11 protein-coding genes are annotated in these 11,339 nt (G+C 72.5%); 5 read left to right on the forward strand and 6 right to left on the reverse strand.

The genetic code is table 11. The annotated features are described in order from the left end of the window. Positions 1-7: 7 nt before the first annotated feature. Positions 8-1,222 carry a GNAT family N-acetyltransferase gene (locus OQ02_RS22915; RefSeq protein WP_033440598.1) on the forward strand — a complete coding sequence of 405 codons (1,215 nt, stop codon included), beginning with the start codon at positions 8-10 and terminating at the stop codon, positions 1,220-1,222. Positions 1,223-1,306: 84 nt separating this feature from the next. On the opposite strand, the gene OQ02_RS22920 is transcribed toward OQ02_RS22915, so the two are convergent. The 4 genes from OQ02_RS22920 to OQ02_RS22935 all read right to left on the reverse strand — a co-directional run bounded on the left by OQ02_RS22920 (position 1,307) and on the right by OQ02_RS22935 (position 3,709). Further along, a complete protein-coding gene (locus OQ02_RS22920) occupies positions 1,307-2,347 on the reverse strand; it encodes a zinc-binding dehydrogenase (protein WP_081915864.1) in 1,041 nt (346 codons plus the stop codon). Positions 2,348-2,407: 60 nt separating this feature from the next. After that, entirely contained in the window at positions 2,408-2,779 is a 372-nt protein-coding gene (locus OQ02_RS22925) for a hypothetical protein (RefSeq protein WP_156077226.1), read from the reverse strand. A gap of 140 nt (positions 2,780-2,919) precedes the next feature. Then, entirely contained in the window at positions 2,920-3,390 is a 471-nt protein-coding gene (locus tag OQ02_RS22930; protein WP_156077227.1) for an SRPBCC family protein, read from the reverse strand. Between the two features lie 31 nt (positions 3,391-3,421). Beyond that, positions 3,422-3,709: a hypothetical protein gene (locus OQ02_RS22935; RefSeq protein WP_033440601.1), complete on the reverse strand. Its 288-nt coding sequence runs from the start codon at positions 3,707-3,709 to the stop codon at positions 3,422-3,424. A 255-nt stretch (positions 3,710-3,964) separates the two neighbouring features. Here OQ02_RS22935 and OQ02_RS22940 point away from each other — a divergent pair, with 255 nt between their 5' ends. The 4 genes from OQ02_RS22940 (at position 3,965) to OQ02_RS44925 (ending at position 9,600) form a co-directional block, all read left to right on the forward strand. Continuing rightward, a complete protein-coding gene (locus tag OQ02_RS22940) occupies positions 3,965-4,369 on the forward strand; it encodes an SPW repeat domain-containing protein (RefSeq protein ID WP_156077228.1) in 405 nt (134 codons plus the stop codon). Positions 4,370-4,716: 347 nt separating this feature from the next. After that, positions 4,717-5,736: a glycosyltransferase family 4 protein gene (locus OQ02_RS22945; protein ID WP_033440602.1), complete on the forward strand. Its 1,020-nt coding sequence runs from the start codon at positions 4,717-4,719 to the stop codon at positions 5,734-5,736. A gap of 7 nt (positions 5,737-5,743) precedes the next feature. Then, entirely contained in the window at positions 5,744-7,852 is a 2,109-nt protein-coding gene (locus OQ02_RS22950) for an amylo-alpha-1,6-glucosidase (RefSeq protein WP_033440603.1), read from the forward strand. A gap of 131 nt (positions 7,853-7,983) precedes the next feature. Continuing rightward, positions 7,984-9,600, forward strand: a complete 1,617-nt coding sequence (locus tag OQ02_RS44925; protein ID WP_197043449.1) for an eCIS core domain-containing protein — start codon at positions 7,984-7,986, stop codon at positions 9,598-9,600. 21 nt (positions 9,601-9,621) lie between these two features. Here OQ02_RS44925 and OQ02_RS22960 read toward each other — a convergent pair whose 3' ends face one another. Further along, on the reverse strand, positions 9,622-10,596 hold the full coding sequence (locus tag OQ02_RS22960) for a hypothetical protein (protein WP_033440604.1): 975 nt from the start codon (positions 10,594-10,596) through the stop codon (positions 9,622-9,624). Continuing rightward, the gene (locus tag OQ02_RS22965; RefSeq protein ID WP_033440605.1) at positions 10,503-11,297 is read right to left on the reverse strand and encodes a hypothetical protein; all 795 of its coding nucleotides are present in this window, start codon (positions 11,295-11,297) and stop codon (positions 10,503-10,505) included. Before OQ02_RS22965 ends, OQ02_RS22960 begins: the two co-directional genes overlap by 94 nt. Positions 11,298-11,339: the final 42 nt, after the last annotated feature.

Raw genomic sequence — 11,339 nt, forward strand, 5'->3', positions numbered from 1 at the left:
GGCAGCGATGGAGATCCGTTCCACGACCGACCAGGACCTCGACGTCTTCGTCGACACGCTTCACGCCGCGTTCGCGCGCTTCCCGGACGACCAGACCCGCGGTGCCTGGTGGTCGGCGCTCGAAATGGACCGCGGCCTGCTCGCCGTGACGGCGGACGGTCGGCCCGTCGGCACCGCCGCCGCGTACTCGTTGGAGCTCACGCTGCCCGGTGGGAACGCCGTCCCGGTCGCCGGGGTGAGCGTCGTCGGGGTCGTGCCGACGCACCGGCGCCAGGGCGTGCTCAGCGCGATGATGCGGCACCAGCTCGCCGAGTTGCGGTCCAGAGGGGAATTCCTCTCCGTGCTGCTGGCCACCGAGGCTTTGATCTACCACCGGTTCGGCTACGGGCCTGCGACCTACACGCAGCAGTTGACGGTGCAGCGCCACCAGGCCACCCTCGCCCTCCCCAGGGCGCGCGGAACGGCCGACGCGCCGGCGACCGGCTCGGTCGAGCTGATGCGGCGTGCCGAGTGCGGCGACATCCTGGAAGACGTCTACGACCGGTACCGCCGCGGACAGCCCGGCGCGTTGTCCCGTCCGCACCGCTGGTGGGCCACGGGCGCGGGGAAGCCCCCGATCGCGCCGGCACCGCGCTACGTCGCCGTGCACCGCGGCACTGACGGCGTGCCGAACGGGTACGCCAGCTACTCGCTCGTCGAACCCGGCACGTTGATCGTCGACGAGACCATCGCCACCGACGACGACGCCGCCACGGCCCTGGCCTGGTTCGTGCTCGGGCACGACCTGGTCAGCCGGGTCGTGTTCAAGCACTGCCCGCGCGACCACCCGCTGCGCTGGCAGCTGGCGGACTTCCGCGCGGCAGAGGTGGGCGACGACACGGACTGGCTCTGGGTGCGGCTGCTGGACGTGCCGCGTGCGCTGACCGCGCGCGGTTGGTCCGCGGACGGCGAGCTCGTCCTCGACGTCGACGACCCGTTCCTCGGCGAGCGCGACCGGTACCTGCTGACCGTCCGGGACGGCAAGGCCGAGTGCGTCCGGACGGACCGGGAGCCCGACCTGTCCCTGGACGCGAGCGACCTGGGATCGGTGTACCTCGGCGGCACCGCCCCGAGCACGCTCGTGCGCGCCGGGCACATCACGGCCCACCACCCGGGCGCGGCCACCCTCGCCGACGCCCTCTTCCGCGCCGAACGCACGCCGCACTGCCTGCACTGGTTCTGAGCACGTCCTGCGCACGCTCGCCCGGGCCGATGCGGGCCACTCCCGGATCGGCCCGGCACGGCGTGCTCCACGACGCTGTCCCGCTCAGAGCCGGATGAGGGCCTTGAGGGCTTCACGCCGGTCCATCGCCCGGTAGCCGTCCGGGGTGTGCTCCAGGTCGATGGTGAGGTCGAAGACCCGGCCCGGTTCGACCGTGCCGTCCAGCACGGCGGGCAGCAGCTCGTCGATGTAGGCGCGAACCGGCGCAGGACCACCCGTCAGGGTGACGTTCGGGCCGAACAGACTGGCGAACCCGACCGGTGCCTTCTCGTACTGCGGCACGCCGACCCGGCTGATCACGCCGCCGGGCCGCACCACGCCGACGGCCATCTCGTAGGCGCTCATGTGCCCGACCGCCTCCAGCACCGCGTGGGTGCCGTCGCCGCCGGTCAGCTCGCGGACGAGTTCGACGCCCTCCTCGCCGCGCTCGGCCACGACGTCGGTGGCGCCGAACTCGCGGCCGAGATCGGTGCGGTCCGCGTGCCGTCCCATGAGGATGATCCGCTCGGCGCCCGCCTGCCGGGCCGCGAGCACCGCGAGCAGGCCGACCGCGCCATCGCCGATCACCGCCACGGTCGTGCGGGCGTTCACGCGTGCCTGTTCGGCGGCGTGGTGGCCGGTGCCGTACACGTCGGCCAGCGTCAGCAGCGACGGCAGCAGCGCCGAGTCCTCGTCGACGCCGGGCAGCTTCACCAGCGTGCCCTGCGCCTGCGGGACGCGGATCGCCTCGGCCTGGCCGCCGCCCACCTCGCCGCCGGCCCAGAACCCGCCGTTGCGGCACGAGGTGTGCAGGCCTTCGCGGCAGAACTCGCAGGTGTTGTCCGAGTAGGCGAACGGGGCCACCACCAGGTCGCCTCGCGCCAGGGCCGACACCTCCGCGCCGAGGTCCTCGACCACGCCCAGGAACTCGTGCCCCATCGGCGTGCCCTGCCGGGAAGCGGGCATCGAGTGGTAGGGGTGCAGATCGCTGCCGCACACGCACGACCGGACGATCCGCACGATCGCGTCGGTCGGTTGCCGCAGCACCGGGTCGGGCGCGTCCTCCACGCGCACGTCACCGGCCCCGTACATGAAAGTGGCTCGCATGAGTTCCTTTCGCCGCAGGGCGACTTCGGTGTCCGGGTCGTCCGAGGGGGCTGGGTGCGCTCATGCTCCTTGAGGTGGCACCGACCGCACGAGCGCCAGCTGTCCGCTCGCCGCCGTCAGCAACGTGCGCGCCTCCAGCAGTTCGCCGAACTCGAGGTGCTCGCACGCCGCGAGGGCGCAGGCGAGGGCCTGGTGGAGCAGGGACCGGTCGCCTGTCCGCCCACCGGACGAGAGGAAGTCGCGCAGTTCGTCCCGCGCCCGCCGCGCGTACGCCTCCGCGTCCTCCGGCGAAGCGGCGTCGGTCTCGCGCAACGCCTTCTGGATCGCCTGGTCCGCCAGGTCCGCGACCTTCCGGGTCGACTGCTCTCCGTGCGCCTCGGCACCCGGCCGACTGCCGCGGTGCACCGACGTCCCGGCCAACTCCGCTTCCATCCCGATCACCGCCTCCGCCCTCGGCCCGCCACGCGGACCGCTTGACGTGTGCGACGGATACCCGGACGAGACCCGGTCAACCGGGCTCGGCGCCTGTTCCGCGACCGGACACGCTCAGGAGCCGAGTGAACACCAGAGCGTTACGCCGTCGCCGTGAGGCCGTGATCCGGGTGTCGTCCGCCTGCCACGCCGACAGCGGCGGCGAGGGCGTCGAGCGCGTGCGCCAGCCAGCTGTCCAGCAGCGGCGTGGACAGGCCCGCCGGGCCGGCCAGGTCGACCGCGACGACGCTGCGCCCCGGCGCCATGCGGAGCACCCGCAGGCTGCCGGCGTGGGTCGGGGCCTCGTCGCTGCCCCACTCCACCTTCAGGTCCTCCCAGTCGATCCGCACCTGGCGCTCGCACGGCTCGTCGAGGGCGTGTCGGGACCACAGGCGCACCAGACCGGGGCCGTACAGGTCGACCTCGACACCGGGCGGCAGCCAGCCGGACAGGTGCTCCACGTCGGTGACGACGTCGAACACGACCTCGGCGTCGGCCGGCATCGACCTCGTCCGCGCCGTTCTACCGGCAGCGCCGGTCGTCGTGCCCTGCATGTGATCGTGTGCGGTCACAGGCCTCCCTCATCGTCGGATCGGCCCACAATCAGGCCTGGGGGTAGACGCCGAAGTGGACCCGGCCGGCGTGGCGCTTGCGCACGTCGAGCACCTTGTCCGCCAGCGCGTCCGCCGCATGGGCGTCCAGGAACACGCGGGTGTCGCCGTCGGCGACCACCACGTCCTCGGGCGCCGGATGCGGTTCGACCGACAGGGCGAAGCCGTGGTCGGGGGTGTCCGCCGAGAACGTGATCCGCAACCCGCCCCGGGGTCCGACGCCGGTGGCGGCGGTCAGTTCGTCGATGGCCTTGGCGGCAGAGCTGTCGATGTCCAGCACTGTGGACCTCCCGTCGTCCGGTTCGCGTGATCCGCCGAGGCTAGGTGCCGCTGTGCGCGACCAGGCAGAGAAGCGTTGCACCGCAAGGAGATCGTCAGGATCGGACGCGTCCGCGACGCCGCGTCGGCCGGATTGCAAGGCAAGCGTCAGGTTCACCGCCGCCGAGTGGTGTCATGATCATGGACGGCCGCGCGGCGGCCGGGAGCCGTCATCGCTCCGGGGGAGGGGTTCGCTGTGGTGTCCGGCGGAGTGCGGTTGCCCGAGGCACGTCGCGAGCCGGTGGAGCGGCCTGCGCCCCGGGGCGAGGTGGCGACCACGGTCGGTGTCGTCGTGAGCTTCCTGGCCGGCTTGTGGTTGATCATGGCGCCGTTCGCGTTGGACTACCGGACCGCCGCCGACGCCCCACCCCACTGGAACTCCGTGTACGTCGGCTTCGCCGTGGCGGTGTGCTCCCTGGTGCACGCCATGGCGCCGCGGGAGACGCCGTGGCTCGGGCCGGTCCTGCTTGCGGTCGGGGGCTGGTTGGTCGTCGTGGTGTTCGCGGGGCACCACCCGGCAGGAACGCGTGCGGCGGTCAACGACGTGGTCACCGGTGCCGTGGTCGTGGCGGTGGCGTTGGGCTCGATCGTCAGGACCGCGTTCCTCGCCCGGCGCTCCTGAGCGGGTGCCCTGATCGGTTGCCTGCGGGGCCGGTCGCGTGTCAGTGCGCCGCTGCGGGGTACTTCCGCCGATGACCGCATTTCCACAGTGGACGCGGCGGGCGGAAGCAGACGTGCCATGACGAACTCCTCGGCCCGGCAACGGGCGCAGCACCCCGAGTCGACCCGGTTCGTTCGCGAGACGGCCGGCGTGACGGTCCGCGAGACGGCCCGCGGGACCGTTCGTGTGCCGGCCCGCGTGACGGTTCGTGTGCCGGTCTGCGTGACCGTTCCCGTGCCGGGGAGCCCCGGTTCACCCGTTCCCGCGGCACCACCCCATCGGGTGAGCCGGGTGGTGGGAGCGGTCCGGTGAAAGTCGGTCTGCTGGCGCCGCCCTGGATCCCCGTCCCACCGCCGTCCTACGGCGGTATCGAAGCGGTCATCGACTGCCTCGCCCGCGGGCTCACCAAGGCGGGGCACGACGTGGTCGTGTTCACCGTCGGCGAGAGCGAGGTCCCGGTGTCGACGCGGTTCGTCCGCGATCTCGCCGTCGGTGACCGGATCGGCGCCGACGAGGTGGGACTCAGCCACGTGGCGTGGGCGTACGAAGGCCTCGCCGACCGCGACGTCATCCACGACCACACGCTCTTCGGTCCGCTGTGGGCGGTGGCGCGCGGGCGGGACCACGTCGTCACCACCTGCCACAACCCGATCTACGGCGAGCTGCGGCGCGTCTACGGCTTCTACGGCAGCCGGCTGCCGCTGGTCGCGATCTCGCACGACCAGGCAGCGCGCGCCCCGGAGGTCCCGGTCCACTCGGTCATCCACCACGGCGTCGACCCGGAGCGGTTCCCGTCCGGGCAGGGTGAAGGTGGGTATCTGCTGTTCCTCGGTCGGATGACACCCGACAAGGGGGCGCGGGAGGCCATTCAGATCGCCCGGGCCTGCCGCCGTCCACTCAAGATCGCCGCGAAGATGCGGGCGCCCACCGAGCGCGCGTACTTCCACGAGCAGGTCGAACCGCTGCTCGGCGGCGACATCGAGTACGTCGGCGAAGCCGACCTGGACCACAAGCTGCGACTCCTCGCCGACGCGCGTGCCTTGCTGAACCCGATCCACTGGGCCGAGCCGTTCGGGCTGGTGATGATCGAGGCGCTGGCCTGCGGCACCCCCGTGCTGACCTACGCCATCGGGTCGGCGCCGGAGATCGTCGAGGACGGTGTCACCGGTTTCGTCTGCGCCGACCACGCCGAGCTCGTGGCGGCGGTCGGCCAGGTGGACGGGCTGCGCCGGCGGGACTGCCGCGCGGCCGTCTCGGAGTACTTCTCGACCGAGCGCATGGTGGCCGACCACATCCGGCTGTACGAGCGGATGCGCTGCGCCGGGTGATGACGCGATGACCAACGCATGGAGCTCCGGCGCGGCACCGCCCGTCACCGGGAACGGGAACGGCTCCACGACCCTCGTCGAGGGCGCGACGTTCTGCCAGTCCTCGGCGGACGGCGACATCCACCCCGGTCGCCCGCAGGGGCTGTTCGTCTCGGACACCAGGGTCCTGTCCGGCTGGCGGCTGCACCTGGACGGCGCACCGGTGGAGCTGTTGAGCACCATCGACAGCGCGCCCTACGCGGCGACGTTCGTGGGGCGGGCCAGGCCGCGCGGTGGACTGGCCGACAGCACGGTCCTGGTGCTGCGCCGCCGCCGGGTCGGTGCCGGGATGCGGGAGCAGGTGGTGCTGCGCAACCTCGCGGACGAGACGGCGGTGCTGATGGTGACCGTCCTGGTGGAGGCCGATTTCGCCGACCTGTTCGAGGTCAAGGAGGGTCGCGCCCGAGGGCACGACGGCGTGGAGGCCGCGGCCGGGAGCGACGGCCTCACGTTCCTCTGCCCCGGCGCGGAGCAGTGCCAGGTGGTGACGGTGACCGCCGACGGCGAACCCGCGATCGTGCCACGGCAGCTGACGTTCCACGCGGTGGTGCCACCGCGTGACGAGTGGTCGGTGTCCCTGGTCGTGCAGGCGGCGATCGGCGGCGTGACCGGGAACGAGGAGCACGGCGCGAGGTCGCCGGAGTGCCGGCTCCACGCGTGGCGCATGGCCACCCCGCAGGTCACCACCGGCGCGTCCGGCCTGGTCACCACGCTGGCGACCAGCGCGTCCGACCTGGGCGCGTTGCAGATCCACGACCCGCGCCACTCGGAACGGCGCGTGGTCGCCGCCGGCGCGCCGTGGTTCATGGCCCTGTTCGGCCGCGACTCGCTGCTGACCAGCTGGATGGCGCTGCCGCTGGACCAGCGGCTCGCGCTGGGCACGTTGCAGACCCTGGCCGACCACCAGGGCCGGAAGGTCGACCCGCTGACCGAGGAGCAACCGGGCCGCATCCTGCACGAGGTCCGGCTCGGCCGGGCGGCGGCCCTGGCGCTCGGCGGCGGCAGCGCGTACTACGGCACGGCCGACGCCACGCCGTTGTTCGTGGCCCTGCTGGGTGAGCTGCACCGGTGGGGCCTGCCGCCGGCCGACCTCGCGTCGCTGCTGCCGTCCGCCGACCGCGCGCTGGCGTGGATCCGCGACTTCGGGGACCGCGACGGCGACGGGTTCGTGGAGTACCAGCGCGCCACCGACCGGGGGTTGCTCAACCAGGGGTGGAAGGACTCGTTCGACGGGGTCAACTTCGCCGACGGCCGGATGGCGGAACCGCCCATCGCGCTGGCCGAGGTCCAGGCGTACGTGTACGCCGCGTACACGGCGAGGGCGGACATCGCGGTGGCGTCCGGCGACGAGCGCACCGCCGCGGAGTACCGGCACAAGGCCGCCGAGCTCAAGGCCGCGTTCAACGACCGGTTCTGGCTGCCGGCGCGGGGTTGGTTCGCGTTGGCCCTGGACGCGGAGAAACGACCGGTCGACTCGCTGACGTCGAACATGGGGCACTGCCTGTGGTGCGGGATCGTCGACGACGACAAGGCGGGCGCGGTCGCGGAGCACCTGCTCAGCCCCTCGATGTGGTCCGGGTTCGGCATCCGCACGCTGGCCGACACCATGGGCGCGTACAACCCGATGAGCTACCACAACGGCTCGGTCTGGCCGCACGACACCGCGATCGCCGCGGCGGGCCTGATGCGGTACGGCTTCGTCGCGGAGGCGCAGCAGGTGGCGTTGGGCGTCCTCGACGCGGCCCGGCGGTTCGGCGGCCGACTGCCGGAGCTGTTCTGCGGCTTCGACCGCGCCGAGTTCCCGGTGCCGGTCCCGTACCCGACCTCGTGCTCGCCGCAGGCCTGGGCCGCCGCCGCGCCGATCCTGCTGACCCGCACGCTGCTGCGGTTCCAGCCGGACCTGCCGTCGGGGGAGGTGCTGGTCGCGCCGACCGTGCCGGCGTGCCTGGTGCCGCTCAAGATCGAGAACCTGCCGCTGGCGGAGTACCGGCTGTGCGTCGACGTGCGCGAGGACGGCTGGGAGGTGCGGGGCCTGCCCGAGCACCTGGTGGTCACCGCCCCTGACGCGGGCCGGTAGGTCAGGGTGCGGGTAGGTCAGGGCGCCCGGTAGGTCGGGGCAAGGATGCTGCCCCCGGTTGCCTTACCCCCGGCGCCCGGTGCCGCGTATCCAATGGAGTGTCAGCCGTCAGGAACTGCGAAGGGCACTTCATGCGCGACCACGTTCGTGGCTCGACGTCCGGCTCACGCCATCGCCGCGACGCGGTCGGGCGGACCCCTGTCCCGGACCCGGACGTGTCGGGGGCGACACCGGCGACGTTGCTCGCGCTCCAGCGCTCGGCGGGCAACGCCGCGACGGTCCAGGCGCTGGAGCGCGCCCGTGAGCAGGCACGGCACGAGCACGCGGCCGGGTGCGGTCACGAGCCGTCCGGCCAGGTGCCGGCGGTGCAGCGCGCCACCGCCCACGACGTGCTCGCCACGCCCGGAAGGCCGCTCGACGCCCCGGTCCGCGAAGAGATGGAGGCACGGCTCGGCGCCGACTTCTCCGACGTCCGGGTGCACACCGGTGCCGCCGCCGAGGAGTCCGCCGCCGAGCTGCGCGCCCGCGCCTACACCACCGGCAACCACGTGGTCATCGGTGAGGACGGCCGCGACCCGCACACGCTCGCCCACGAGCTGGGCCACGTCATCCAGCAGCGCGAGGGTCCGGTGTCCGGTGTCGACCGGGGGGACGGCGTGAGCGTCAGCGACCCGTCGGACCGGTTCGAGAAGGAAGCGGAGGAGAACGCCAAGCGGGCGATGGCCGCCCCCGTTCCGCAGGCCGCGGCCGCGGCGCCGCCCGGTCAGGTGGAGGACGCCGGGGCTGCCGTCCAGCGCGCACCGCTCGGGTCGGCCGGGCAGCGCTCCGAGGGCGTGGCGATCCAGCGGATGGGCAACTGCTGCTCCGGCGGCAACCGCGGCGAAGCCCACAACCACGACGCCACCCAGGAGGCGGACGGACAGCAGGCCGGCACCCAGCACGAGACGGGGCAAGGCGTCGTGGCCGCCCAGCCGACGGCCGGCGGCAGCATGGCGATGACCCAGCTGCTGGCGCCGAGCGTGGGTGACGTGCTGAGGCAGACCGGGATTCCCCTCAAGAACCTGGAGATGGAGATGTTCGACGCGGACGCGGTGATGATGGGCATCGCGTACGGTGCCGACCAAGGCCTGGCGAACACCCCCATGCCCGGGGCGCTGCCCGCGATCAGGCGGGACTTCGCGAACATCTGCGGTATCACCGCGAACCTGCTCAAGGACATCACGTTCAGCGAGGGCGGCGCTCGGCGGACGGTCGACACCCTGGCCGAGGTCGCCGCCGAGCTCCGCCGGCCCGAGGACGCCAACCTGTCCATCCGCTGCGGCACGCACGCCTTCTTCGTGGAACGCCGCCGGGGGAACTGCCGCATCCTCCAGAGCTACGTGGAGACGTACTCGCTGACCGATTCCCTGGAGGGCTCGGCGAGAGCCGGCACCACGAACATCGCGGCCGACGACTTCGCCCGGCGACTCCTGGCCATCGGCGAGCACCACATGGCCAACCGCCGGGCCGGGCGGCCGTTCGCGACCCACCCGGACGAGGCGGCCCTGTTCGGTGGTGCGCTGTTCAAGGACACGGACATCGGGACGGATTCGGTCCGGCTCGTGTGCGAGAGCACGACCGACATCAGGTCGGCCACCGACCAACGGGCCGCCATCGATGCGCTGCTGGGGGCGAACGCCGAGGGCTGGCGGTCGGTCTACACGACGTCCATGAGTCCGATGGAGTGGATCGGACGGGCACGCGACTGACGTGGCCGTCAGGACGGGGGACTAACCGGGCAGGAATTGGATCCGGACGGAGTCGTCGTAGGGCACCACGACCGTTCTCGCGGTGGCGGGCGTCCACTCCTCGGGCACCAGGAAGAGGCGTCCGCCTGCCTCGATCAGCAGCCTCAGGCCTTGGCAGCGGACGCGGAAGTGCTGGTTCTCGGAGTTCGGCAGCGGGAACTGGTGCACGCCCTTCAGCCCTTCCGGTAGGTAGAGCTGCTGTTCCAGGTCCAGCACCACGCGGGGGCGGGTGTGCAGTTCGGCGGCCTGTTCGGCGGCCCTGCCCCGACCGTACGCGGCGGCGAAGTTGTTCGTGGCCCAGAACAGGCCGAGCACGACGATGGCGACCAGCGCGGTCACCAGGAGGGCGTTCGCCTTGGTGTGCGTGCCGCGGGGCCGGGTGGTGGTGTTGCGATAGGTCCAGGCCCCGTAGACCAGCAGCGGGAGTCCCAGGGCCAGCGACATCGCGGTCACGCCCGGGAATTCCTTCCGGGACACGGCGACGACGAGGATGCCCACCGCTGCTCGGGCGAACAGCGCCGCACCGAGGACCATGACGAGGATCGCGACCAGCTTCGCCGTGCGCGGTCTGGGGCGTTCCAGGAGCGACTTGACGGCGCGGTGGGCCACCAGCGCCAGCACGATCAGCACGAGGAGGCCCGCCAGCGGCGGGAAGATGACCTCGGTGCCCAGCAGCAGGAGTTCGGTGGTCGACAGGTCCAGCGCGTTCAGGTCGACGCCGAAGTACTCGTACCGCACGAGCGTGGACACGTAGCCGAAGTAGAACAGCAGCGCGGCCACGAGGGTCGTCGGGGCGGCGATCGTGGCGAACGACTCCAGCCGGCTCATCACGGTCGCCGACGTGGACGGGGCAGCGGGGGAGGTCATGAGGTGGTGCGTGTCGTGGTGCGTGTCGATGTCGTCGTCAAGGACGTCGTCGGGGTTGTGGTGGTGGTCCGGGTGGTGGTCGTCGGGCACACGCGTTGGTCGCCCGGACCGTCCACGGTGTCCGTCGCCCGGCAGCGGAACACCTGGGCGGTCAGGGTTTCCGTTTGCCGCCAGGTGACGACGACCGGGTTGTCCGGGGTCGGTGACGCCTGGGCGACCCGCGGGTCGTCGCACGGTTTCCCGGCGGTCGACGGGCAGCGCGCCTCGAACGTGAACGTCAGCGCCGCTCGGGCCTGATCGCCTGCCGGGCGTGACGCCCGGACGTTGACCCGGCAGCTCTCCGCCGACGATCCCTGCGTCGGCTGGAACGTGAAACCGCGGCAGTCGCCGTTGTTCGAACTGCAGTCCGTGCCGCCCGGCAGCAATTCGAAGACGGCCGGGTCGGACAGCGAGACGTCCACGGTGACGGGAACCGACGTGTCGTCGTTGACGTAGAACGGCTTGCACCCGGTTCGCGTGCTGTCCCCTTCGTACAGCGGGAATCGGGGCCACGACGACGTGTCGCTGCGCCCGTCGAGGCGTGCGCCCGCCACGGTGATGACGCCGGACCCGTTGGTGGGCTCCGTCGGCTCCGTGGTGTCGGTCGGCTCCGTGCCCAGGGTGCCCAGCCCGGTGTCCGTCGTCGTGGTGGTGGTCGTCGCGCCGTCACCGCCGTCGGGTGACGAACCGCAGCCGGCCAGGAGCGCGAGCGCGGCCACCCCCGTGCCGAACGCACGCCATCCGCGGACCACCGCCGATCACCTCCCGCACAGGAGCTCTCACCCAGGAATTCG

It is taken from the genome of Saccharothrix sp. NRRL B-16314, assembly GCF_000716595.1.
Taxonomy (GTDB): Bacteria; Actinomycetota; Actinomycetes; order Mycobacteriales; family Pseudonocardiaceae; genus Actinosynnema.

What these genes read in the sequence shown, in the direction of transcription:
- OQ02_RS22920 (WP_081915864.1), bottom strand. Translation starts at nt 2,347, where the DNA reads ATGCGAGCCACTTTCATGTACGGGGCCGGTGACGTGCGCGTGGAGGAC.
- OQ02_RS22915 (WP_033440598.1), top strand. Translation starts at nt 8, where the DNA reads ATGGAGATCCGTTCCACGACCGACCAGGACCTCGACGTCTTCGTCGAC.
- OQ02_RS22950 (WP_033440603.1), top strand. Translation starts at nt 5,744, where the DNA reads ATGACCAACGCATGGAGCTCCGGCGCGGCACCGCCCGTCACCGGGAAC.
- OQ02_RS22925 (WP_156077226.1), bottom strand. Translation starts at nt 2,779, where the DNA reads ATGGAAGCGGAGTTGGCCGGGACGTCGGTGCACCGCGGCAGTCGGCCG.
- OQ02_RS44925 (WP_197043449.1), top strand. Translation starts at nt 7,984, where the DNA reads ATGCGCGACCACGTTCGTGGCTCGACGTCCGGCTCACGCCATCGCCGC.